General features: G+C 67.6%; 19 protein-coding genes and 1 pseudogene. 11 read left to right on the top strand and 9 right to left on the bottom strand.

Features of this window, described 5'->3' with window-relative positions:
* Window positions 1-97: 97 nt before the first annotated feature.
* From ACIBX3_RS53150 to ACIBX3_RS53140, 3 genes are all read left to right on the top strand, one after another.
* Window positions 98-334 carry a hypothetical protein gene (locus tag ACIBX3_RS53150; RefSeq protein ID WP_138664249.1) on the top strand — a complete coding sequence of 79 codons (237 nt, stop codon included), beginning with the start codon at window positions 98-100 and terminating at the stop codon, window positions 332-334.
* A 26-nt stretch (window positions 335-360) separates the two neighbouring features.
* Window positions 361-1395: an NAD(P)-dependent alcohol dehydrogenase gene (locus ACIBX3_RS53145; protein WP_397128430.1), complete on the top strand. Its 1035-nt coding sequence runs from the start codon at window positions 361-363 to the stop codon at window positions 1393-1395.
* Between the two features lie 192 nt (window positions 1396-1587).
* Entirely contained in the window at window positions 1588-1851 is a 264-nt protein-coding gene (locus ACIBX3_RS53140) for a hypothetical protein (RefSeq protein WP_397128429.1), read from the top strand.
* Window positions 1852-2017: 166 nt separating this feature from the next.
* On the opposite strand, the gene ACIBX3_RS53135 is transcribed toward ACIBX3_RS53140, so the two are convergent.
* A complete protein-coding gene (locus ACIBX3_RS53135; protein WP_397128428.1) occupies window positions 2018-2887 on the bottom strand; it encodes a hypothetical protein in 870 nt (289 codons plus the stop codon).
* Window positions 2888-3687: 800 nt separating this feature from the next.
* On the opposite strand from ACIBX3_RS53135, the gene ACIBX3_RS53130 reads away from it, so the two are divergent.
* Window positions 3688-6027 carry a DUF4132 domain-containing protein gene (locus ACIBX3_RS53130; RefSeq protein ID WP_397128427.1) on the top strand — a complete coding sequence of 780 codons (2340 nt, stop codon included), beginning with the start codon at window positions 3688-3690 and terminating at the stop codon, window positions 6025-6027.
* A 691-nt stretch (window positions 6028-6718) separates the two neighbouring features.
* Here ACIBX3_RS53130 and ACIBX3_RS53125 read toward each other — a convergent pair.
* Window positions 6719-7726: a hypothetical protein gene (locus ACIBX3_RS53125; RefSeq protein ID WP_397128426.1), complete on the bottom strand. Its 1008-nt coding sequence runs from the start codon at window positions 7724-7726 to the stop codon at window positions 6719-6721.
* A gap of 78 nt (window positions 7727-7804) precedes the next feature.
* Between ACIBX3_RS53125 and ACIBX3_RS53120 the strand changes: the two genes are divergently transcribed.
* Entirely contained in the window at window positions 7805-8395 is a 591-nt protein-coding gene (locus tag ACIBX3_RS53120; RefSeq protein ID WP_397128425.1) for a TetR/AcrR family transcriptional regulator, read from the top strand.
* A gap of 260 nt (window positions 8396-8655) precedes the next feature.
* Here the strand turns inward: ACIBX3_RS53120 and ACIBX3_RS53115 are convergent, their stop codons facing one another.
* Window positions 8656-9630 (bottom strand): aldo/keto reductase, encoded by a 975-nt coding sequence (locus ACIBX3_RS53115; protein WP_397128424.1) that lies wholly within the window; start codon window positions 9628-9630, stop codon window positions 8656-8658.
* A gap of 88 nt (window positions 9631-9718) precedes the next feature.
* Here ACIBX3_RS53115 and ACIBX3_RS53110 point away from each other — a divergent pair, with 88 nt between their 5' ends.
* Together ACIBX3_RS53110 and ACIBX3_RS53105 are read left to right on the top strand one after the other, a co-directional pair.
* Complete coding sequence (locus ACIBX3_RS53110) at window positions 9719-10348, top strand: TetR/AcrR family transcriptional regulator (RefSeq protein WP_397128423.1); 630 nt, start codon at window positions 9719-9721, stop codon at window positions 10346-10348.
* A 471-nt stretch (window positions 10349-10819) separates the two neighbouring features.
* Window positions 10820-12403, top strand: coding sequence for an alpha/beta fold hydrolase (locus tag ACIBX3_RS53105; RefSeq protein ID WP_397128422.1), 1584 nt, complete (start codon window positions 10820-10822; stop codon window positions 12401-12403).
* A gap of 976 nt (window positions 12404-13379) precedes the next feature.
* Here ACIBX3_RS53105 and ACIBX3_RS53100 read toward each other — a convergent pair.
* A complete protein-coding gene (locus tag ACIBX3_RS53100) occupies window positions 13380-15113 on the bottom strand; it encodes an alpha/beta fold hydrolase (protein WP_397128421.1) in 1734 nt (577 codons plus the stop codon).
* 504 nt (window positions 15114-15617) lie between these two features.
* On the opposite strand from ACIBX3_RS53100, the gene ACIBX3_RS53095 reads away from it, so the two are divergent.
* From ACIBX3_RS53095 to ACIBX3_RS53085, 3 genes are all read left to right on the top strand, one after another.
* Window positions 15618-16202: a DUF6461 domain-containing protein gene (locus ACIBX3_RS53095; protein ID WP_397128420.1), complete on the top strand. Its 585-nt coding sequence runs from the start codon at window positions 15618-15620 to the stop codon at window positions 16200-16202.
* A 272-nt stretch (window positions 16203-16474) separates the two neighbouring features.
* On the top strand, window positions 16475-16942 hold the full coding sequence (locus ACIBX3_RS53090) for a TniQ family protein (protein ID WP_397128419.1): 468 nt from the start codon (window positions 16475-16477) through the stop codon (window positions 16940-16942).
* A 317-nt stretch (window positions 16943-17259) separates the two neighbouring features.
* Window positions 17260-17679: a group 1 truncated hemoglobin gene (locus ACIBX3_RS53085; RefSeq protein ID WP_397128418.1), complete on the top strand. Its 420-nt coding sequence runs from the start codon at window positions 17260-17262 to the stop codon at window positions 17677-17679.
* A gap of 29 nt (window positions 17680-17708) precedes the next feature.
* Here the strand turns inward: ACIBX3_RS53085 and ACIBX3_RS53080 are convergent.
* A pseudogene (locus tag ACIBX3_RS53080) lies at window positions 17709-18266 on the bottom strand (transposase); the annotation flags it as partial.
* Window positions 18267-18647: 381 nt separating this feature from the next.
* Between ACIBX3_RS53080 and ACIBX3_RS53075 the strand changes: the two are divergent.
* Window positions 18648-19817 (top strand): DUF5685 family protein, encoded by a 1170-nt coding sequence (locus tag ACIBX3_RS53075; RefSeq protein ID WP_397128417.1) that lies wholly within the window; start codon window positions 18648-18650, stop codon window positions 19815-19817.
* Window positions 19818-19933: 116 nt separating this feature from the next.
* Here ACIBX3_RS53075 and ACIBX3_RS53070 read toward each other — a convergent pair whose 3' ends face one another.
* From ACIBX3_RS53070 to ACIBX3_RS53055, 4 genes are all read right to left on the bottom strand, one after another.
* Complete coding sequence (locus ACIBX3_RS53070; protein WP_397128415.1) at window positions 19934-20443, bottom strand: ABC transporter permease; 510 nt, start codon at window positions 20441-20443, stop codon at window positions 19934-19936.
* Window positions 20444-21631: 1188 nt separating this feature from the next.
* The gene (locus ACIBX3_RS53065) at window positions 21632-22177 is read right to left on the bottom strand and encodes a hypothetical protein (RefSeq protein WP_397128414.1); all 546 of its coding nucleotides are present in this window, start codon (window positions 22175-22177) and stop codon (window positions 21632-21634) included.
* A 212-nt stretch (window positions 22178-22389) separates the two neighbouring features.
* Complete coding sequence (locus ACIBX3_RS53060; RefSeq protein ID WP_397128413.1) at window positions 22390-23070, bottom strand: RICIN domain-containing protein; 681 nt, start codon at window positions 23068-23070, stop codon at window positions 22390-22392.
* Window positions 23071-23124: 54 nt separating this feature from the next.
* Window positions 23125-24480, bottom strand: a complete 1356-nt coding sequence (locus tag ACIBX3_RS53055) for an SGNH/GDSL hydrolase family protein (RefSeq protein WP_397128412.1) — start codon at window positions 24478-24480, stop codon at window positions 23125-23127.
* Window positions 24481-24589: the final 109 nt, after the last annotated feature.

Raw genomic sequence — 24589 nt, 5'->3', positions numbered from 1 at the left:
GTGCTCACGTTCTAGAACCTACCGCCCCGGATCTCACCCGGGTGAGATGGCCGGCGGTGTGAGGCCACGTCATGCCGCTCGCCGTGATGATCGGGTCATGCGTCAGCCGACCACTTACGAGATCGTGATCCGGGGCCGGGTCAGTGCCAGGCTCCTGCGGCCGCTGCTCGACGACTTCACCCTCGACCATGCCGGCGACGGCGTCACCCGCCTGGTCGGCGACATCGGTGACAGCTCACACCTGCACGGCGTCCTGGCCCATCTGATTTCGGTCAACATCGAAGTGATCTCCATCGCGCCCCTCGGCGCTGATGGGCCGGGACGGCGCGCGTGAAGACCACCGGCACACGAAGGGAAACGATGATGGAATCTCAGCAGCGCAACGCCGCGACAGACGGCCAGAGCGGCAGCACGGCGGGCGGCACGATGCGGGCGATCGTGCAGGACGCCTACGGCTCGGCGAACGTCCTGCGCCTGGCGCGGATCGCCCGGCCGAAGGTCACCGGCAACCAGGTGCTCCTGCGGGTGCACGCGGCCGGGCTCGACCGGGGCACGTGGCATGTGATGGCGGGCCTGCCGTATCTGATCCGCCTGGCCTTCGGATTCCGCAGACCGAGGAATCCGGTGCCGGGGCGCGATGTCGCCGGCACGGTCGTCGCGGTCGGTTCGGCGGTGACCAGGTTCTCCGTGGGCGACGAGGTGTTCGGGGTCGCCCCGGGCTCGTTCGCCGAATACGCCGTGGCCCGCGAGGACAAGCTGGTCCGCAAGCCGGCGAACGCCACCTTCGAGCAGGCCGCGGCGGCCCCGATCTCGGGGGTCACCGCGTTGAGGGCCGTGTGCGACGTCGGCCGGGTCCAGCAAGGGCAGCGGGTGCTGATCACCGGCGCGTCGGGCGGGGTCGGCAGCTACGCCGTGCAACTGGCCAAGGCCTCCGGGGCGGAGGTCACCGGCGTGTGCGGCCCCGCCAAGCTCGACCTGGTGCGCTCGCTCGGCGCCGACCATGTCATCGACTACACCCGCGACGACTTCGCCGACGGCGCCCAGCGCTACGACGTGATCATCAATATCGCGGGAAACCCCACCCTGTCACGGCTGCGCCGCGCGCTCGCGCCCACCGGGACGGCCGTCTTCGTCGGCGGCGAGGACGGCGGCCGGCTGACAGGAGGCATCGACCGGCAACTGCGCGCCCTGGTCCTGTCACGCTTCGTCGGCCAGCGGCTGACCGGTCTCATCGCCAGCGAACGTGCCAGTGACATCGAACGGCTCGGCGACCTCATCGAGGCGGGCAAGGTGACGCCGAGCATCGACCGAACCTTCGCGCTGGAGCAGGCGCCGGAGGCCATGCGCCACCTCGTCGCGGGAAACGCGCGAGGAAAGATCGTCATCACCGTCTGAGCCCGTCCTGTCATCAACGAGACCCGGGGCCCATCGCGGCGCTCGGGCTCGTCGGCTACGCCCTGCTCATGGTGGGCCCGGGCGGAGCCGCCGCCGGGGCGGCATCGACGGGTGTCACATTCGTGGCCGCACTTTCGTCGTACAGGCGACGGCCGCCGCCGGCCGTCGGCCATCTGGACGAGGAGAAGCCACATGTCAGCAGAGCAGGTCACCGGCAACAAGACGTTGTTCAGCCGTTTCCACGAGGCGATCAACAGCGGCGACGCGGAGGTGATCGCCAAGACGATCGACGAGCTCGTCGCGCCGGATGTGCTGTTCCACACGCCGGCGCCGATCGACGCGGGCGGGGGTGCAGGCGCTCAAGCAGGTGATGTTCTCCCGACAGTTGATCTTCGGCTGGCTACTGCCAACTTCGATGACGCAACCACCGGTCTTCCCTCACGGGCATCAAGGTGACGAGTAGGTTCAAACCCGTACACCACTCCCGTGGACGCTAACTCTGGCAGGCCAAGTAGCTTCACGGGCCCATCCGGAAGAAGCTGGGCGACTGGATCGTACGAACCCAGGCCACCTCCCACTACCGCGGTGCCACAGAGATCCCGCGCAGCCTGCTCGATCACGACTAGGAGCGGCGTGGGTCGTAGTTCTGGAACTCGACCAGGTGGATATCGCTCTGCGACAGCAGGGGCACCCCGCTGCTGGAGTCCAGCACCACCCGGCGGCCCAGTGGCTCGCGCAGCGTGACACCGATCCGGTCGATCTTCCCCATCGCGTTGCAGAAGTCCACGTCGTCGTCAGGCCGAACGTCGACGTCCACGACCACCGCTTCGGGCGTCTCGTGAACCCGCGAGCCGTAGGTCGTGTCGCAGGTGCCGTGCAGGTAGCTCAGCTGGAGTTCAGTCGGCGCGTGCACCTCGTAGGTGCGCACCTCCTGGATCCCGTCATTCACCGGCCGGGGCGGCCCGCCCATCGCGGCCGGGTCCACTGCGACCCGCCGGAACGGCTCGGGCACGCCCTTCACGGTGAAGTCCCACGTGGGCACTCGCACGTCCCCCCGGCTGCTGGGCATCGTGGCCTCACCCCGCGCCACCGCGATCACTCGCAACGGCCGGCAGCCCCTGGCCGGGCACTCCTCGTCGACGAAGGACTTAGGCTTGCTGAGCCCGGCGTAGGCGGCTGTGGCCGCCAGGACCGGGACGCTCAACGTGCCCCCATCGGCCCAGCGCAGCACGGCCGGGGCAGGCACCTCGACCGAGAGCTCGATCTCGAGCTTCCAGGCGCTGTTGATCAGGCTCCGGCCAACCCACCGCGGCATGCGCCCCCAATCTGGCTCCAGGGTCAGGTTCCGCAGCGGGACGAACCCCTCGATCCAGGGCTCGCGCTCCGCCGAGCTCTGCCAGCGTTCGGCGACATCACGAGCGCGGTCGGCGAACTCGTCGGCAGTGACCGGCGCTCGGGCGGTACCGCAGGCCGCCGCGAGCACGAGGAGCACTGTGGCTGGAAGTATCCGCATATCCGGTAGACGTGGCGGCGGACGGCGCGGTTCGCTCAGCCGCGGCCTCGGCTCGGGCACCCCGTCTCTAGCCCGCGGGCGGCGCGGCTGCCACCTTTCGCCCTCTACTCTTCGGCCCTCGCCCGCCCTACCACTCGGGCCATCGCGCCGGACGACAGCCAGTTCGTCCACGGTCGCGCCGACAAGCGCGCGTCGCGAACGAGCCAGAGCTTTCAGAGGCGACGTCTGGAAGAGCAATCAGTGGGGGCACCCGAACCGTGTTCGGATCGTGCTATCACGTTGAATGACGTTCGGCCGCCCTAGTTAGACATACGTCTAATTGATAGCGCGCAGGTAGGACCTGGCTCCGCTAGCAAGTTCCGAGACGCCAGACAGTTGTTGTCTGGCGGCGGCCTTGAAGATGACAGTCCGTCACGGCAACTGGAAGCGGACATGGAAGCGCGCAATCGGAGTTGGCAGTAGCGGCGTGTACGGCAGGAGGTTCGGCCCGAGAGATGGTGGCGGTCTGGCCTCGACGGCTGGCGTTGGTGGTGGCACCGGCGTACGGCGAGTCGTTCGCGTCGCGGTCGATCGGACGGTCCCGCGAGACGGACGCCGGCCGTGGACGATGGCTGTGGACCAACGCCCCTACCACCCCTGGGCCGGAACGCTCTGGCAGGGGGCCACCTCTCCTCAGGTCCGGCCCGCCGGGAGAAGCGCAAGGCAGACAGGGGAAATCTGTCAGTCCCGGCTGATATCCATGATCAGCCAGCGTTTCCGATCACCAGTGGAGCCGTGTCATGACGTCAGTGGGCAAGTGGGACTACCTGGGCCCGGCCACGAGGGCCGCCTACCAGCGGTTCGACGAGCTCACCGAGCAGGGACTCGACCCCGGCCCCGGCGTCGACTGGCGGGTCTACGGCACTTATGCGCAGATGAAACTCTGGTTGGGGCCGGAAGGCGGCCACGACTACGACGAGCGGGTGCTGCGCGTGGTCCGGTCGGTGGCCGAGCGTGACATCGACTTCACCTACCGGGAAGCGCATCACCTCATGGAGCGGGCGGGGTACTGGGTGCGGCAGGGGCACACCCGCTACGAGGAGCTGTTCCGGATCCCGCTCGCGGCGGCCCGCCGGTTCGACTACCAGCTGCGCCGGGACCTGCTGCGCTGGCTGAGGTCGGGGCCGTGGCTGAAGGACGCGCGGGCGCTCCTGGCAGAGCAGGTGACCGAGTTGCTCACCGAGCCCGCCGAGAACGGCCCGGCCGGGGTGGTCCGGACCGAGATCGGGGACACCGACCACTTCGCCCGCATGCTGGCCGAGGAGTATGGCCCGCGCCTGGTCGAGGTGCTGCCGCTGTTCCGCCACTGGAACGCCGCCCGCTCGGCCAAACCCAGCGCCCGGTGGCTGAGGAACGCCGCGCGGATGCTCACCCCTGGTGCAGTCGCCCTGGTCCGTGAGCTGCTCACGCGGCTGGCGGCCTACCGGGGTGGAGACTGGGTCGTCCGCTATGACGACGAGGAGTGGTGGGACAAGGTCTTCCTCAAGGAGGACACGATCGTCGTGGTGCGCGGCATCCTGTGGACCTGCCAGGTCATCGACGAGCGCTGGGTGACCTCGCTCGTCACCGACGTCGCGATGACCTGTGGCACCGGCAGCAACGGGATGGGCTCCACATGCCGCTGTGAGCCCGTCACCAACGCCGCTGTCGGCGTCCTGGCCCGCAGGGGTGGCCTCGATGTGATCGTCCCGCTGTCCAGGATCCAGGCGAAGGTGCGCGCGAGGTCCGTACAGAGGAATCTGAGCCTCGCCCTTGACGCGGTGGCCGTCGAGAACGGGCTGACCCGCGAGCAGTTGCTCGACCGGACGGTCCCCACCTTCGGCCTGGACACCGACGGCGTCCGCGAGGAGAAGATCGGCGACTACCGGGTCAGGCTGTGCGCCGAGGTGCCCGCCCTGCGCTACGTGAACGCCGCCGGCAAGACCGTCAAGTCGCTGCCGAAGGATCTGCGCGCGGAGCTGTCCGATCTGCGGGCCGTCCTGAAGGAGCTCAAGCTGGCTCAGGCGGCCGAGCGGGCCCGCCTGGAACAGGCGATCGTCCATGAACGGACGTGGCACTGGCGCGAGGTGACCGAATACTTCCTCGACCATCCGGTCACCGGTCCCTACGCCCGCACCCTGGTCTGGCAGATCGCCGGCGGCCCGGCGGCCCTGCCGGTCAAGACCGCCGGTGGCTGGGAGCTGGCCGGTCACCGCCCCGCCCCCGACGCCGTGGCAGGCCTGTGGCACCCGATCCACGCGACCGCCGACGAAGTGGCGGCATGGCGCGACCATCTTCTCGACAATGGTGTACGCCAGCCGTTCAAGCAGGTCTTCCGCGAGCTCTACCTGCTGACCCCCGCCGAGGAGCGAACCGCCACCTTCTCCAACCGTTTCGCCGGCCACATTCTGCACTATGGCCAGGCCCGGACCCTGTTGGGGCAGCGCGGCTGGACCGGCCGGTCGATCGGCAACTGGGACTACGAGAACGGCGGCGACCAGGGCGAGGTGGTGCGCGACCTGGCAGACTGGCAGGCCCGCTGGGCCATGCACATCGTCTCCGACCCCGGGGCCGAGCCTATGCTGTGCGCCACCGAGGGCATCACCTTCCACCGCGACGGGCGACCGGCGTCGATGGCCGATCTGCCGCCGCTGGTGCTTTCGGAGATCTTCCGCGAGGCCGACCTCGCCGTGGGCGTGGCCTCGGTCGCCCGCGACGATCAGGCGCTGATCGGCCACGAACGTTATTGGCGCTCCCACGGCTTCGGTGAGCTGACGGAGACGGCCAAGACCCGGCGCGAGGTGCTGGCCCGGCTGCTGCCGAAACTGAAGATCGCCTCCCGGGTGGAGCTGACCGACAGATTTCTTCTCGTCCGGGGTGATCTGAAGACGTACAAGATCCATCTGGGGTCGACGAACGTCCTGATGGAGCCCAACGACGCGTACCTGTGCATCGTCCCGGCGAGCGGGCGCGCGGCCGGATCGGTCTTCCTGCCGTTCGAGGACGACGGGGGAACATTGTCAGTGCTCCTTTCCAAGGCGTTCCTCCTGGCCGACGACACGGCGATTACCGACCCGACAATCACCCGACAGCTCGGCTGAACGACCACCCGGACACCGTCGCATCAGATGCCCGGGAGTTACCACGTCCGGGCGTCTGCCGAGGGCGGCCGCGTCTGCCGCGCAAGGAAGCGCCGCTGAAACCCGGGGTTTCCATCGACAGCCCCGGCTTCACTCATGGAAAAGCGATCTTCGACCGGGTACTGCCAACTTCGATGACGCGACCACCCATACTTCGACACCCGTCAAACTGACAGTGCCCAGGTCGGGAGCAAGTCCCACTGTCATCTTCGCTGGGTCCAGACAACGGTCTGACGGCCTTGAAGATGACAGTCCGTCACGCCATCTGGAAGCGGACATGCCGGTAGGCCATCGGAGTGACAGTGGGGGCGTGTACGGCAGGAGGTTCGGCTCGGGAGATGGCGGCGCTCTGGCCCCGGCGGCTGGCGTTGGTGGTGGCACCGGCGTACGGCGAGTCGTTCGCGTAGTGGGTGGATCGGATGGCCCTGCGGAACGGATGTACGCCGTGGACGATGGCCGAGGCGCCAGGGCTGAATGTACGCGCGTCAAATGATGTCCGTACCCGCGAGCTCGGCGGGGCGGTCAGGCCGCGGTCGCCGTCCTCGGTGTCGAGACGCCCGGGCGAGCCCGGCGGGGCGGCCCGTGCCTGACAGAGCGATCATGAACCAGGTCGTCTCACGGGTGCGCCGCCCGCGATTCTCGGTCGGCGGAGTCAGTAATCGTCGTGCGCGCCGGTGAAGGTGGCGCCGATCTCCGCCATCCGCTCGGCCGCGTAGCCGGGGTCGATCAGCGCCTCGGGGGTGTGGAGGCCGGGCGGCACGGGGTCGCCGCGCAGGCCGAGCAGTCGCTCGACGCCGAGGGCGACGCCGAGCGCCGTCAGGGGGCGTTGCCCCTCCGGGTGGAGGAGGTAGCGGCTCCTCCTGAGTGGTGCGCCCGCGCGGTCCACGCCTTCGAGGTCGATCTTGACCTCCGTGGACGCGGGCCCGCCGCGCCGCCTGCCCGCCGATTCACCGATCGCGAACGCGAAGCGGACGTTGGGCGCGCCCGTCGCGACGGCCAGGCTCGGCACGTCGAGGATGGGGACGATCTGGCCGGGCAGCACGGCGCCGTCGACGCTGGTGACCTCCACCTGCGCGTCGGGGCCGCTGACCCAGTCGAAGACGCCGTCGCGGCGGACGTGCCCCGCCGAGGTGGCGGCCAGCAGGCGTGCCATGTCCGCCGTGGCCGCGGGCCCGCCGCTGTCCTGTTCGTCCAGCACGCCGCTGACCTCGATGGTGTCGAGCCGGTCGAACTCCCTGGCGAGGCCGAGCACCGCGAGGACGACGAGCCCCGCGTACCAGTGGCTGGCCAGCAGGATCGGCGCCGCGCCGGCTCGCAGGCCGGCGGCGACGACCTCGGGGCCGATGTCGACCAGGCCGCTGGAGATGCTGACGTACGGCAGGCCGCGGTCCTGTGCGTAACGCAGTCCGTTCAGGTGGCTGTCCCACACCGTCGCCACGACCGCCGAGTAGCCGTCGGTCCGCTGGAGGCCGAGGTCGGCTCGCCGCAGATCGATGGTCACGGCTGTCGCGCCGCCGAGCTCGTCGGCGACCCGCCGGGCGCGGCCGAGATCGCGGCCCGCGATCGTCAGCGGCAGCTCCGGGTACCACCGGCGCAGGAGGGCTGCGGTCCCCGCGCCCGCCTGGCCGGATCCGCCCATGATCAGTACGGAGTGCTCCACGGTGATGTCCTCTCACTAACCTACATTCTGTAACTTACATTTTGTAGCTTATGCTGGGAGGCAACGCAAGGGAGGACGATGACCACGGGATCGACTCGCCTGTCCAAGCCGGCCAGGCGGGAGCAACTGCTCGACACCGCCATGGCGATCGTGCGCGCCCACGGCACCGACAGCCTCACGCTGCTCAGCCTGGCGGAGGCCGCCGGAGTGAGCAGGCCGATCGTCTACGACCACTTCGGCACCCGCCCCGGCCTGCTGATCGCGCTCTACCGGCGGCTCGACGAGCGGCACCGGGCCGCCTCGGAGGAGGCCCTGCGTGACGCCCCGGCCGTCCCCCGCGAGATCGCCCGCGTCCTGAGCGCCGCCTACTTCGCCTGCGCCAACGACATGCCGGAGTGGACCGCCATCTCGGCCGCGCTCAAGGGGAACCAGGAGATGGAGGCGATCGAGCGCGAGCTGCTCGACGGCTACACGGACCTGATGGCCACCGCCCTGCGACCGTACTCCGGGCTCACGCACGAAGCCCTCCGGCTGCGCTGCGTCGGCGCGCTGGGCGCGGCCGAGGCGATCGCCGCGGAACTGAACCGGGGACGGGCCACCGTCGCCGAGGCCATCGCGGCGCTGACCGACCTGACCGTCGGCAGCATCAACGCCGGAGCCCAGGACTGACGCTGTCGCGGCCCGTTGTGTGGTGGTGCTGTGGTGGTATCGGGCGGCCCCGTGCAAAGGGTCGCCCTGGGCGGGGCGGCGTCCCTAACCCTTGATGCCGCGGCCTTCTGCCCCCAGTGCCTGGCCGCACCTGATCCGGTCTTGCGCGTCGCCCGGCATCCGCTGCCCTGCGGGACCCGCCCCCGGCATCGCGTCTATCTGTCGGCTGGTGTCCGAGCCGTACCCGAATAGGAGAAAAAGGCCGTGCCCGGTCAACGGGGTCAGTCCCAAGTGGGGAGCATGCCCTCGGGGTAGCGGGCGCCGAAGCCGCCGGTCGGGAGGATCTCGGCGATGCGCTTCAGGTCGGTGTCGTCGAGGGTGAGGTCGGCGGCGGCCACGTTCTCCTCCAGCCGCTGGATGCTGCGGGTGCCGGGGATGGGGACGATGTCGTCGCCCTGGGCCAGGAGCCAGGCCAGGGCGAGCTGGGCGACGGTGGCGTCCTTGGTCGCGGCCAGGTCGGCGAGCCGATGGGTGGCCTCCAGATTCTTCTCGTAGTTGCCGGGCTGGAAGCGGGCGTCCCAGGTGCGCATGTCGGTGGGATCGTACTCGGCGCCGGGCTTGGCCTGCCCGGTGAGGAAACCCCGGCCGAGCGGCGAGTAGGCGACGAACCCGATCCCTAGCTCGCGCAGGACGGGGAAGAGGACCTCGGCGTCCCGCTCGAACAGGGAGTATTCGGTTTGCAGGACCGAGACGGGCTGTACGGCGTGCGCGCGACGGATGGTGTTCGCCCCCGCCTCACTCAGCCCGAAGTAGCGGACCTTGCCGGCGTCGATGAACTCCTTGACCGTCCCGGCCACGTCCTCGATCGGCACGTTGGGGTCGACGCGGTGCTGGTAGAGCACGTCGATGACGTCGACGCCGAGGTAACGCAGGCTGTTGTCGACGACCTCGCGGATGTGCTCGGGACGGCTGTCGACACCGCCCTCTCTGGTGCCGGTGAAGTCGAAGCCGAACTTGGTCGCGATGACGACCTCGTCGCGTATCGGGGCGAGCGCGGCGCCGACGATCCGCTCGTTCTCGCCCTGCCCGTACAGCTCGGCCGTGTCGAAGAACGTCACGCCCAGCTCGTGGGCCCGGCTGATCGTCGCGATCCCCTCGTTCTCATCCGACGACCCATAGGCCAGGGAGATGCCCATCGCGCCGTATCCCAGCGCCGACGCCGCTAGCCCCTGCCGTCCGAGGGTCCGTTGCTCCATGAGGCGTTCTCATTCCCGCAGATGTAAGAGTACTCTAACATTAAGTAAGAGTACTCTAACATTGGGAAGGGAGGGAGAATCGTTCGCCGTGAGCAGACCCACGCCGCCGAAACGCGGCTACCACCACGGCGACCTGCGTTCCGAGCTGATCCGCGAGGGTCTCGCGCTCCTGGCCGAATCGGGCGTCACCGGTTTCTCCGTGGCGAAGGTCGCCACCCGCATCGGCGTGTCATCGGCCGCGCCGTACCGTCACTTCCCCGATCGGGAGGCACTGCTCGCCGCCTGCGCGGCCGCCATCATCAGCGACATCACCAACGTTCTCGTCGAGGCGGCCGAGCGAGCGGGACCCGATCCCGTGGACCGGCTCGCTGCCACCGCGGGCGCCTACACCCGCTTCGTTCTGGAGCACCGCGCCGGCCTCGACCTCGTCTACTCCTGTGACTTCGCCGAGCCCCACCGCCCGACCGTCCAGGAGCAGAGCCGCCACCTCACGGCCGCCCTCATGCGCCTGGCCGCGGACGTGCTGCCCGCCGACACCTCCTGGGCCGACACCGCCGATTTCGTCTACGTGCACCTGTCCACCACGCACGGCTACGCCACCCTGCTCTTCAAGGGCACCCGCCCGCCACAAGGCATCGACGATCACGCAGTTCGCGCTGTCACCGCGGCCCGTGACCACATCACCGGGCATCTCCTGCGCCTGCGTAACGTCCGCTGACGAAACCGGCGACGACTCACCAGGCCAGCGGGTGTGCGACCTGGCGATCGGCGCAATAGTTACACCCTGGCGCACCTATCGCAAGATCGCCAGTTAGTCTTTGCGATGTACGATGCGGACTCTTCCGCAGGATGGACCAAGAACGCGAGCTTCGAGAATCCCCCGGTCAAGCGCTCGGCGTCCGACTCCCTGAAGCCTCCGCGCGGAGTCATAGCCCTCCCTCAAGGAAACGCGATCTTCCACCGGGTACTGCCAACTTCGATGACGCGAGCGCCGATATTTCGACACCTATCGAAGTGACAGCGCCCAGGTCAGGAGCAGGCTCCACTGTCATCTTCGCTGCGTCCAGACAGCTGTTGTCTGGACCCATCGAACCTGACAGTTTGGCGTGGATCTTGAGAGCTGCGTAGGGCGGGCCACCATCCTCATAGAAACGGTAAGGAAACAACCGCTGCTCTACTACTGATCCGCATGACGTACCGAACTTCACTGACGGCACTGGCCCTGGCGCTGGCGGGGTTGGCGGCGCATCCTTCCGCGGCGGGCGCCACCGCTACCGTCGCCGCGAGAGCGAGCGCCACCGCGAACCCCAGCTCGAGCTCCGGCGTGTCTTCCGTGCAGTGGAAATCCTGCCCGGCCTACTCCGATGAGGTGATCCGCAGCCTGCGCGTGGCGGAGGACAAGGTTGCGGCGTTCCGCTCCTTGATGAAGCGCCTGGAGTGCGGCACGGTCAGCGTCCCGCTGAACCATCGTGACCCCAGCGGGCGGAAGATCGACATCGCGGTGACCCGGCTGGCCGCCACGGACGAGGCCCACCGGCTCGGCGCCGTTGCGGTCCTGCCGGGCGGGCCGGGCAACAGCGGATACCTGGACCCGATTTTGCGGGCGGCGCTCAGGAACGAGGAGATGGCGGGGCTCAACGAGCGATACGACATCATCGGCTTCGACCCGCGCGGGGTCGGGAACAGCACCAAGGTCGCCTGCACCTTCTCGCCAGTAGGCCCGCAGGAGCCCGGCACGCTGACCAAGGAGGCAGCCAGGAAGATATACGACGCCCAGGTCGCCGCCAACCAGAAGTGCGGACGCTCTGACCCCGCCTTCCTCGGACAGCTCACCACCGAGAACGTGGCCAAAGATCTGGACCTGGTACGGACCGCGCTGGGTGAGAGCAAACTCAACCTGCTCGGCTTCTCCTGGGGCACCTATCTGGGCATGGTGTACCGCAGCCTGTTCCCCGGGCACACCGGACGGGCCTTCTTGGACAGCGTGGCGCCGCCGTGGACCCGTATCGACGAGCACGCCAAGGACAGCGCGGAGGCGGCCGAGCGCAACTTCGGGCGCATGGCCGCCTGGCTGGCCCGCCGCGACGGGACCTACGGTCTCGGTGCCACCGCACGGAAGGTGCGCGAGGAGGTGGCGAAGCTGGTCCGCGCGTACGACAAGAGCCCCAAGACCTACACCGACCTGCAGCGGTCCATCGACGGCTCGGCCGTCGCCGAGCTGGCCAGGCGCAACTCGACCGAGTGGGTGCGCGCGGGCAAGGCGCTGGCCGAACTGCGGACGGCGACGGGCACCACCGCCCCGCCCGCCGTCAAAGAACTGCTCGGCGCACCCATGATGGGAACGCCCGTGCCCGGCGCGCCCGAAACACTGAACAGGACCATGAACTTGGCCGTCGCGTGCAACGAGGACAGCAGCCGGGCCGGTTTCGACACCGCATGGCGTGACTACGAGCAGCTCGTGAAGCGCCATCCGGCGACCGGCCGGTCCTGGGGACTGCCTGTCATGTGTCCCGGCTGGCCGCTGCCGGTGCAGCAGGCCACGTTGAAGCGGAGCAGCGGGTCACTGGTGCTGGCGGGGCACCTGCACGAGTTCATGTCCGTCTACGACTGGACGCTGCAGACACGGCGCGCCATCGGCGGCACCGTCTACACGGTCGCCGACGACGTGCACGTGTCGACCACCCGGGTGCCCAAGTGCGCCGCCGACGTGGTGCGGTACTTCGAGACGGGCCAGATCGCCAAAGGTTGCGAGGGCAGCGCAATCCCGAGCTGACCACCGGTTACCGGCCCGGCGACCCGCCATGGGCCGCCGGGCCCGATGCCCCGGGGGCGTCGTCGGGGCCCACGGCTCGCCCGCCCGGGACCACGCGAGCACCCGGTTCATCCAGGGGGCCACCTAGCTCTCGCGGCGCGCCCGGGCAGGTTCCGGCCGGTTCAAGCAGAGGCTCGTCACCACCTTGCCGAGCCACTACATCGCGCTGTTCTCCCGGTTCATCCCGGGCGGGGTGTGGGGGCGGTCTCCATCATCGGGGACTGCTGCAGCAGGAGAGCGAGGCGGCGCCCAATAGATCCACGCCGACGCCCCCTGTCGTCGACCGCCACCTGCCCCAGATCAGCGAGATGAGCGCGGCGATGCCGCATCCCGCAACCATCCAGACCTCTCCCGAACCGCGATCGGATTGGCACTGTCACTTTGAATGGCGTTCGGCCAAGCTGATTAGACATCGCCCTAAATGACAGTGCCCTGGTCAGCGATACGCGCCGCTGTCAGGTTCGGCGTCACCAGACAGGCTGTCTGGCGCCGCTCAACTTGATAGTTCGGCGTGGTACTTGATAGGTGACCTGATAGTGGGAGCTCAAGATGTGACATCGGGGGCGTTAGTTGGCCCATGGGGACGATAGATGGCCCCGCTGGTCAGGCGCTGAAATGTGGGAGGCGAGGCAGAACGCAGCCGATCCCGATCACCGGCAGAGCCGTCTCCAGGTCGTGAGTTCTTCGATCATGGTGTTGGCCAGGCCGGCCGTGCGGTCCTCGTCGGCGTCCGCCTCCCATGACGTTCAGCGGATCTGGCAACGTCGCTTCAGCAGCACTCTGCCTCGACTCCAACATGGCGGCGCCTCCACTACACCCGCAATCCGCGTCTTCGGCGTTTCGGCCGGTACGGCGATGCGCTACGTCCACGCTGCCCATCCCGAACGTGCGGCAGTACCGCCCTCGCGCTGAAGCCGGCAGAGCCATGGCAGGGAAGCTAGTCGAAGGGGATGCCGTCGAAGGTGCCCGACAAGGACGGGCGGGTGGAGAACGGCGTCCAGGTCAGCGTTACCTCGTGGGTGCGGCCGCCGGTTTCGGCCGTGAGGGTTGCGGCGGCGCGGCCGTCCGGGGTGAGCTTGATCGGGCCGCTGACGCGCAGGTCGCGCACGAACCGCACCGCGTCGAGTGTGATGTCCTGGCCGAAGGTGACCTGGCCGCCGCGCAGCCCCGGCTCGTTCTGCAGTCTTTTATAGAAGTTGCCGTTGGGGTTGCGGCGGGCGGTGGCGTCCGCGGCGGTGGCGAAGGTGGCCGCGAGCACCCGCCGCTGGGCGGTGCTGAGCTTGCGGGCCGGATGCGGCGGCACGTCCCCGATGGTCTGGGGGAAGGCCCCGAGGGCGCGATAGTTCTCGCCGCTGCACTTTCGGTCGGTCACCTGCTTGGTGGTCAGGAAGGTGCGCAGCATGCCGCGCACGCAATCACCCATCGGCGAGGTGGGAGAGGTCAGTGCATGCGGCCCGAACGGGACTCGCACTACGGTCGCGTTCGGGAAGGCCCGCAGCGATCGAGCTACTTCGGCGGGGCTGTTCATGTCGAGTTCCCCCGCCATCGCCAGGACGGGCACTGTGGGCGGCGCCTGTGCAGGTGGGCTCGGAGGGCTGTGGCGCGGAGTTGGCCAGTTGATGCACGGCTCCACGGTGCCGATCCCGGGGAACATGTCGGTGATCTGATAGGGCGTCAGCGGGCGTACCCGCTCGTAGTAGCGCTCGGCCTGAGCCTGACGTTCGGTCGCCGAGGCCAGCCGGTCGAATGGGAAGGTGCCGTCGCCGCAGCGATAGCCCAGATACCCGGCGATATGCGGGTCGTTGTCCGGCGGAAGGGTCTTGGGAATCAGCCGGGCCAGGCGGTGCAGCGGAGCCGGGTCGCCGCGCAGGTAGGCGTCCGCGGCCGCAGTGGACTCCCGGCCGAACACGGGCTCGGACACCCCGCTCAGCGACAGGGTCTGGAACACCGAGACCTCTGGGTCGGGCCGCTCCCGCAGCCGGTCCACCAGCCGCGTCCAGGTGCCGGAGGCGCTGCTTGGCAGCGCGTCGCATTCCGTCGACCGTTCGCAGACAAGATCGAGTTGGCGGAGCCTGGACCAGTAGTTCTTCCACGTCGCGTATCCGTCGCGGTCCACGATCACAGAGCTGTCCAGAAAGATCGCGTCGAGGCTACCTGGATACCGAGCGGCGTACGCCTGGGCGTACAGGGTGCCGTAGGAGTTGCCGTAGAAACTGACCTTGCCCAAACCAAGCGCCCTCCGAATCACGTCAAGATCGTGCGAGGCCTGGTCTGCGGTGAAGTACGCGCCCCGCGAACCCACACTCTTGGCGCAGGTGGCGATGGTCTCGGGCTTGTCGATGCCGGCTCCCGGGCAGAGCGGCGGCGAGGACTTCCCTGTCCCGCGCGGATCCATGACCAGCAGGTTCTTGCGTTCGAGCACAGGTCCGAGGACTCGCTGCATCTCCGGTATGGTCGGCAGAGTCTGCCCTGGCCCGCCGAGGTTGGCCACCACGGTGCCGTCGGCGTCCTTGGCCGGAATCCAGGCGAAGGCCACGGAAATGCGTTCGGAGGAGGAGTTCTCCCAATCGAGGGGGACATCGGTGCTGCCGTCGCAGCGCGCGGTCGCGGTCGCGCACTCGTGCAGACCAGTCGGAGGGGTCGGTGCACCGGGCAACAGGGCCGCGACCATTGCGAGTCCTAAGACTTTTGCGATCATGCCCCCAGCTTCGTCTCCCGTGCACCGGATTTCTTCGGCCTGTCGAAGGATTCCCTTTGGGAGCTAGCTCCCAAAGCCGTCAGCGACCGTGGGATGATCTCGCGCTCTGATCAGGGTAAAGACGGCAGCTCGCGACGATCGGGCTCGAGCTTGGCGTCGACATGGAGACGCTGCTCGCCCTCGGTTTCACAGGAGTTTCGTGCCAGCCGATGCGGGCACTGTTCCCCGACCGCCGATGCGGACGCTGTTCCCCGACCGCCGACCCGCCGACCCGTCTGTCACGAACTCGCTCGCATGAGATTGAGATGACCTAGGTCCCCACCACGCACGAGTCCCCTGACTACAGGATGAGGAATCCGCGAACCCGCGCGCTTCCCCTGGAACCTAAGCAATCTCCTCACGCGTGGCTGGGTGCGATAGTCGGCCCTGGGCGCCTGGGAACACAATTGTGTCGGTCGGCGCTGCGAGCATGACGAAATGATCGCGACCCCGGGCGACTATGCCTGGTTCTCCTACGAGCGCTTCCCCGAGCTGGCGGAGGCCTACTGCTTCACCTACGTCCGCGGCCTGGCACCCGAGCAACTGGTGGTCCGGCTCGGTGGCCGACTCGAGGATTTCACGCCCATGACGCTTGAGAAGCTGATCGAGACTAGCCACAGGAACAGCTACGACACCGCGTTTCTCGGCGCCACGACCATAGGCGACTGGGCGTTCATCGTTGAGCCCAACGGCGGGCTCGGCGCCGATGAAGAAATCATCACTTCGTTGTCGGCGGGAACCCGCCTCGTCTCCCACTTCCGCGACGTCGAAGGCGTCGAGTACTTCTACTGGAGCGAAGATGGGAAGATCCGGTTCTGCTTCATCGCTGATGAAGGTTACTCGGAAGAGGTACCGGATGAGGTCGTGGAGACCATGCAGCGGATCGACGCCGACTACAGACACCTCTATCCCAGCGACGGGCCGGCGTTCCTCCTGGCCGAGCATCTCACCGGCATCACGCTGTCACCGGAGCTGCTGGAGGGGTCCACCTACCTGTGTGGAGTCATCCCCGAACCGAGGTGAGCAGGATCCATCGTCTGTGACCCCGTCGGGCCAGTCGCAGCCGGTGGATCACGCCGCTGCAAGCTCCCGCGACATTCACTGGGGCCCCGTTCCCGCACGGACCCGCTATACCAAGCCCTTGTCTGACGGACAAACGAGGGCCGAGCCAGCGCGCCCAGGTGGGCCACCTATCGCGCTCAGGGGCCAGCTGCCGCCCCCACGTCAAGATGACAGTTGGCCTCCCCCGGCGTCCGGCACTGGTGGGAATATCACTCTTCACGTGACAAGCTCCAGTGGTGGCTGAGCCGCAGCCGGGTGAATCGTTCGCCTCTTGGTCTGATCGGATGGCGGTACGCAACGGATGTCCACCGTCGATGATCGCCGAGGCGTTGGGGCTGGATGTACGCGCGTCAAGTGAGGTCCGTTCACTGGCGTACGGCGTCGTTGTGACGCCGGAGACATGCAAGGCGATCGGGGCTGCTACAGGCGTGAGCTCCGAGATCGTGCGTGGGATGCACCTGGAGATGTTCGACGGCTCGGCCGTGGATCTGGCAGGTGTCCGCGTGGGGGTAAGGAGTCAGTCCGCCGGGCAGAGGGCCGTGAGTGGGTGCAGTTCTTCGGTAGCCGGGCATGCCAGAAGTGCCTGGCGGCTTCGGGCGGAGCGTGGCCGGTCTGGTGGAAGCTGGGCTGGGCCGCGGTTTGTCCCGCGCATCGGATGCTGGACGACGAGCTGGTTGTGCTGCGCTCGCCCTCCGGTCTAGTTGGAGGCAGACGCAAAACCTTCCCTCTCGGTTCGCGCCAGCGGGCGCGCGAGATGTCGGCAGCGATCTGCTGTTCCTCGAACCTGTGGCGCACAAGGGCGTCAAGTTCATACGCGGGCTTGACCTTGAGCCCGAATCTTATGCGTAGGTCTCCTTACGGTCATGTGTTCTCCCGAACTACACGGCACGGTCAACTGTTGCCATGGCCCGTTAGGCTCGGCCGAAATCGGACAGGACTAATCGGACAGGACTAAAAGGTCTGGTGGCCGTCCAGCCCAGAGCGGACGAACTTCATCGCGAGCGCAACGGGAGGGCCCATGCAGCCTGACCAGGGTCCGTCGCTGTACGACCGGCTCGGAGGCGTCCACAGCATCGCCACGGTCGTCGACGACTTGATCGACCGGGTCATGAGCGACCCGCGGCTGAACAAGAATCCCGCCGTGGACGAGGCACACCATCGTGTCTCCCCGGCGGGCTTCAAGTTTCTCGTCACGGAGATGGTCTGCGCGGCTGCGGGCGGCCCGCAACAGTACTCGGGGCGGACCATGGGGGACTCCCACCGCCACCTGGCCATCGCCGAGGACGAGTGGGAGTCCTTCATGGATGACCTGCACCAGGCGTTGGCGAAGTATCAGGTGCCGCCCGCGGAGGAGAGCGAGATCGTCGCCATCGTCGAGGGCACCAGGGACGCCATCGTCATGGTGCCTGCGCCTGGAGCGGGCCCGCCGAACCCGTAGAGGCACGCAGGAGCTCAGTCATGTCGCACGGACAGCGCCACGAGCTCCTTGCGGCCGTCCGCGCACACGCCGATCATCACCAGCAGGCACAGCTTGTGCTCCTCCAGCCGGATGTTGACGTGGATGCCGTCCACCCACAGGCCCGAACTCGAGCCGAGGAACTGCCCCAGCGCCGGCACGAAGTCCCCGCTGGACAGGCCATGCAGGTACAACAGCGGCAGCACCTCGCCGATCGCCGGGCTCTTGCGCGCCCAGGCGGGCAGGATCGCCGAGGAGAACCGCTTGCGCTCGCCGCTGGCCGCGTCGATGCGCTTGTCGTTGACCCGCGGGGCCTTGACCTCGATCGCGCCGGCCGCGGTGAGGATCTCGCGCGGGGCGTGGTAGCCGTTGCGCACGACCAGGCGGCGGCCGTTGTCGTCGCGTTCGTCGGCGAAGGCGGCGATGTAGGCCTCGACCTCGGCTTGGAGCGCGGCGGCGAGCATCTTTCGGGCGCCGCCGCGGACGATCTGATCGATCAGCGACGAAGAGCCGGCGGATGCGGGGTTGCTGTCGTCAGCGGGCGGCTCGGGCACTACGGTAAGCGGCACGGGTGTGCCTTCCCGACCGACGTTGGCGCGTCGGCCTTATCTCGAAACCACATCGGATGATCCGGGAAGGTACACCCCTTCCCGGCGGATCCACAGGTTTCGATCATTCCTCGGCGGTGTTTCGACACCCGTCGAAATGACAGTGTCCAGGTCAGCCGCAGGCCCCGCTGTCATGTTGAGTGGCTCCAGACAGGACGCCTTGAAGCTGGCAGTACGGCACGGAAGTTGGCAGTGGATGCGGCAGTGAGCCGCGCTAGATGGCAGTAGCACCCCAAACGACTGTCCCGTCTCAGGAGACCTGGCGTGTGTCCCACGGACTTGGCGTGTCTTCCGGCGGTCCGGTGCTACGGTTTGCTCGGTAATACGCATATAAGGGGACATATGTTCGGCATTGTCCGCCCGTGTCGGCACGTCATGTGCAAGGGACTCTACGCGGACTGGATGGGCCACCTGTGCGGGCTCTGCCTGGCGCTCCGCGACGAGCACGGACACCTGTCCCGCTTGGTGACCAACTACGACGGCCTGCTCGTGTCCGTCCTCACCGAGGCCCAGTCGCCCGCGTCCGCGCCACGCCGGCGGGCGGGCGCATGCGCGCTGCGTGGCTTCAAGGGCGCCGACGTGGTGCAGGCCGAGGGGGTGCGGCTGGCGGCCTCGGTGTCGCTGCTCCTGGCGGCCGGCAAAGTGCGCGACCATGTGGCAGACGGGGATGGCGTGTACGCCCGCCGCCCGGTGGCCGCCGGCGCCACCCGTCTGGCGGGCCGCTGGTCCTCGGCCGGCACCGCCATGGCCGCCACGCTGGGGTTCGACCCCACCCCGCTGACAGCGGCGGCCGACCGTCAGGCCCTCCTGGAACGCTCCCCGGCCCAGGCGCCCCCGAGGAACGTCGCGGCGCCCGGTTTGCGGGAGTTGACGGGACCCACCGAGGACGCCGTGGCCGCCGCGTTCGCGCACACCGCGGTACTCGCGGGGAAGCCGCACAACCGGGAAGCACTGGAGGCGGCCGGGCGCGGATTCGGGAGGCTGGCACACCTGATCGACGCGGTGGAGGACCTGGCCGATGACCGGGCGTCCGGGGCGTACAACCCGCTGGCCGCCACCGGCACCGGCCTGGACGAGGCGCGCCGCCACTGCGACGCCGCGCACGCCGAGCTGCGCGCCGCCGTGGACGGGCTGGACCTGCCGCGCCCCGGCCTGACGCGCGCCCTGCTGGTGCGCGAGACCGGCAGCGCCGTCTCCCGGGCCTTCGCCACCGCCGGGACGCACGGCACCGGCCACCAGCCCCGACACGCGCCCGGCGACCCCGGCGCGCCGCCGGGAGAACGGCCGCCGAAGCGGGACCCCGGCGGGCTGCTGTCGCTGGCGTGCGCCGCGCTGACCTGCTGCACATGCGGCCTGTACCGGCCTGCCTGGGACGAGGACCGGGAGAGCTCCTTCTGCCAGCGCTGCGACTGCTCCGGCTGCGACTGCCCTGGCTGCGACTGCTGCGCCAACTGCTGCTCCTGCTGCCAGGGCGAGGACGGCTGTGCCTGCGATGGCTGCGGCTGCGACTGACCGCCGCCTGCCGCCCGCCGGTTCTGCCGCGACCTGCTCGATCACCAGCCCGCCGAAAGCTGTTGCGGGGAAGGCCTCAGCAGGCTTCCCCGGACAACGGCGGTGAGGAATACCGATCAGGTCGCCGCCAGCGCTTCCGTCGGCGCCAGCCGGGAGGCGCGGATCGCCGGGTACAAGCCCGCGATGGCACCGATCAGCACGGTCTCGCCGACACCGCCGGCGAGGCCCCGCAACGGTACGACCGTGGGCCGCTTCTGGATCGTGGCGTAGGTTCCGGTCACCAGGTAGCCCAGGAGCGCGCCGGCCGCCCCGCCGATCAGCGACAGCAGCAGCGATTCCGCGACGAACTGTGTGCGGACCTGGCCTTCGTAGCGCCGAGCGACCGGCGCAGACCGATCTCCGAACGGCGTTCCAGCACCGAGATGACCATCGTGTCGGCGACACCGATCCGCCCACGAGCAGCGCGACCGACCCAGTCCGAGCAGCAGCGAGGTGGACGTCGCCAGTCTCCCCGGGCAGAGAAACGCGAAAGGGCCCGCCCCATGTGGGCCGGGGCGAGCCCTTACCTGTGGCTGATGTGGGACGTCCGCCGACCGTCCATTGTCAGCAGCGGATCCAGCCGTCAAAGCGCGGCGCCGGTCCAGAGACGATATAGGGATATCTCTTTTCGACGGATGAGCCGGTGCTCCGGTAACCGACTGTTATGCAAGGACCGTCGTCGGAATTCGCTATCCGGATTTTGACTCGGTCGGAGCCGGCAATTATACCAAGTTCCATATACTGTGGTGGGGTAGGAGGAGAATTGGCTGCCTGTGCCGCTGTCGCCGGTGCGACCGGTGCAGGGATCTGGTTCGGCGTTCGCGGTGGTCGTGGCCAAGCCGATCGACAGCAGGGCGCTTGCGCCGGCAACTGCCGCCGCGCGAGTCATCCAGCTAGTAATACGCAAGAGTTCTTCCTTTCGATGGCGAGGATGGGTGGCCGGCGGTGCCGGCCGATGATTCAGGCACCACGTCATGGGCGAGGTCCACCGGGAAGGGTCAGGTGACCCATGAACTGCACTGCCAGGGGCCTGGGCCTGTGTCGGGCTCGTCCCGGTAGCACGATTGGAAGCGTTCTGGATGGCCAGGGTCAGGATTGTCAGCCACCATCGGCGTGTTGAACTGACTATGCGGGCCCGTATCGACCAGCTTGTCGGAGAAATCTGTGGTAATCCATCCGCCGTTCTTGCCCGGGCGCTGGCGGGTGATCGTGATACGCCACCTTACGCATCCGGTCGAAAAGCATGACGCGACGTTCAGTCTGGTCCATCGTGCGCTGCAGCCATTGGAATGGACCATGTACATGCCCCATCTCTCTCGCGGGATGTCCCATAAGGAGGTGCCTGGTACCGGTGTCCCGGCGCAGTTCTGATCCACCGGATCCCGGCCTTTGCAGGTTGCGCCATAGCATGCGGCATGAGCGGGAGCGGCGGGCAGCACCACCATCAGGCTGCTTGTGAGTGCCAGGACGGACCCGAGTAGAATCGAGCGGGATCGGCGCTTCCGTTTCACGTGAAATCTCCTTTTCCGCTGCTGCGATTCCAGCATGAGGACCGCCGTCATTAGCCTGTCATAACGAAGGTCGCCACCATGCCGCCGAACGCGGCACAGGAAAGGCGTACACCGGGCTCTCCAGCAGCGGGCAGGGCCCCGCCGACACGTGCCGACGAGGCCCTGTTGCGGCTCGGGAGGAAGATATCAAGCCCATCGAACGCCGGAGATCATGAAATATCGGTTCCATGCACCGGCCCGGCCATGCCGGGACCGCCTGACAATCTACTGGGGAGGGTCATAGACCCAGCCATCCCCATTGTCCCCCCTCCCGCACTCCCACGACCCGACGTACGACGACCCCTCCGTCCCCTCGAATCGGTAGCACGCTATGTAACGTTCCTGAACGGCAAGGTCAGGCACCATCGGCGTGTTGATCTGGACGTTACTGGCCATGAAGCTGAACGCCTTGTGGTAGAACTGCGCGTTATACCAGCCTTCTTGCTGACTCCAGCGCTGGCGCGTGATGGCTATGCGCCCATCGAGGCATTGGACGGTCGGGCAGCTGGTGATATTCATCCTGGTCCAGCGCGAGCTGCACCCGCTCGAATGGATCATGTACATTCCATAGTCCTCGCGCGAGCCCCATTTTTCGGTGTTGGGAACGATCGACCTGCCGAAGCAGCCCTGGGCGACCGGATCGAGGCCATTGCAAGTAGCGCCATAGCACGCGGCATACGCGGGTGCGGCCGGCAGTACCACTATCAGACTGCTGGCGAGTGCCAGTATGAGCCCGAGCAGAATCGAGCGGGACCGTCGTCCTGCTTTCATGTACTGATCTCCTTCTGTTCGCCTGGCGACCAGGCCGCTATTGGTCGATTTCTGGTCACAGGACGCCCATGTCGTGTGTTGGCATCTAGCGCGGTTCCGCTCGGCGTAGATGCGCGAATCCCTGGATGAGGGCACTTGTTCAGTCCCGGGAACTATGGAGTCTCCCTGGCAGTGGGCCACCGGTTTCGTAGCGATGGGTGTCCGGCGGCGATTCAGATGCCGGGGACCATGAACGATTGGTTCCACGGCTTGTTGCTCAGGCAGGTGTATTGCTGGAGGTATGCCTTCGGGTCGGGATTGACGTCCTTGATGTCGAGGCACTTGCCGCTGCGGGCATTTACGATTTCCCATAGCGTCCAGCCGGTCTCGTTGTCGTAGTAGCCGGTGTCACGGAGGTACCAGAACTGGTTGTTGCCCTGGTAGCAACCCCATTGATGAACGGGGGCGAGGTTTTCGAGGCTGGGGCCTTCGACGTCCATGCATTTCGCACTGTGGCGGACCATCATCTGGTAGGCGGTGCCGCCCAGCTTCGGGCCGAACCACCATTCCTGGTGCCACCATGGATTGCCGTACGGCCCCATCCACAGGCGCCCGCCCTCGGCCTTGCTGGGCGGCCATCCGGACACGGTGACGGCATAGCGGTTGCCCCAGTTGTACAGAGGCCGCCAGCTCAGCTCAGGAAGTGAGAGTGCCGCTTTCGGTTTGGCGCCAGCAGGACGGAGGGTCCTCTTCGGCTCCGCTCCGATCTTGAGCACCGTGTCGGCGGGGAGGGGGTCGACGGCCACCGTGGAAGGCGAATCACCGTGCGCCGGTGCGACAATCCCCAGCGGCAGGATCATCCCGATCGCTGCGGCGGCCAGCGCCAGTACTCGTTGGGATGTTCGTTGCGGCATACAAGAGCTCCTTCTGTGCGGTTGTGGAATATTCGTTCGCCTGGCGCCAGGCCATCATTGGTCGATTTCGGGTCGGCGCAGGACGTCCATGAGGGCGTTGGCATAGAACGTGGTGCCGTTCAGGTTCGGGTGGAACGATTGCGAGGACAATCCCAGGCGCCACTGCGAGTGCGGGCATTCGTCGAACCAGGAAAACCGCTCGACGTAATCGCACAACTCGGCGTCCGGGTTCTCGCCCGGGGTGAAGGTCACGATGGCGAAGTTGATTCCGGGCGGGTCGCCGCACAGTGCCTTTCGTTCGTAGTAGTCGCGGGGATCGGCGAACCAGACCGGCGTGCCCAGGTTGCGCAGGCTGACGGCCAGCGCGTCCATCCGCTCGGCGAAGTAGTCGGCCATGTCGTTCAGCCATGCCGTCTCGTCGCCACTGAGGCCGAAGCCCAGGGTCTTGTTCAGGAAAGGAATCCACACGTCGACATCCAGGCAGTCGCCGTTGTCGGAGATGAGCCGGGGATAGCCCATGAGGATGATCTTCGCGTTGGGCGCCCTGGTGTGAATCTGTTCGAGCACCGTCTCGACCGACGGAATGACCTGGTCGTGAATCCGCTGCGGCAAGACCTCGCTCAGCGGGCCGCTGGTCCCTTCCATCGTGGTGGACGGGCAGTTGCCGTTTTTCAGGCAGTGCAGCACGACTCCGGACCAGCCTGCGTCGTTGCCCCCGATCGACAGGGTGACCAGCGTGGTGTTCTGGTCGAGGAATCCCGATTCGATCTGCGGCACCTCGGTGGTGGTGTCGCGCTGGCTGGTGGACCCCTCGCCCCATGCGTTCTCGGTGCCGTAGGCGATCACGTTCTCGGTCTGCGCACCGGAGCAAGCGACCATGTGGTAGTCGAGGTCGTTGTCCAGGTTCGTCTCCCGGCCCCCGATCAGCCATTCGGGCTGGTCATTGAGGGTCGCCTTGCGCGACCATGCCCACTTGGAGCGGTGGCAGGCGTTCTGGTTGCCCTCCTCGCTGTGGCCGCTCATGTCCGTCTCACGGTCGTAGTCCGTGCCGTCTTCGTACTCGCTGACCGCTCCCTCGCCGGAGGAGAACGAGTCGCCGAGTGCGACCACGAAGTTCTTCGGCTTGCGCGGGAGCGGTTGGATCGCCACCGCGTCCCAGGCGATGTTGTGCTGGCCGGACCAGCCCTTCGTGCCTTCCCCGCTCCGCGTCATGTTGCTGAGGCTGATCTCGGGAATGCCGTTGAAGTCGAAGACGCCGAGCGACACCCACCGGTGGCGTTGCTGTTCCCAATGAGATTTGGCGTTGATGGTACGCGTCACCGTCTTGTCCCCCGACGCGCTCGCTCCCCGATAGATCGAGTACGTCGCCTGCTGAGTCTCTGAGCCGTGGTCGGGCACATGCACCAGCACCCGGGCCCATTTGTTGTCGACGACGCGTGAATACTGACCCCCAGGCGACGGCTGAATGTTGACCCCTCCACTCTCTGGAGGGTGATCAAGGTGGAGGACTGGGCGGAGA

It is taken from the genome of Nonomuraea sp. NPDC049480, from assembly GCF_044465905.1.
Lineage (GTDB): Bacteria > Actinomycetota > Actinomycetes > Streptosporangiales > Streptosporangiaceae > Nonomuraea.
The sequence above is the reverse complement of the archived record's forward strand: the minus strand, read 5'-3'. Positions and strand labels throughout refer to the sequence as shown.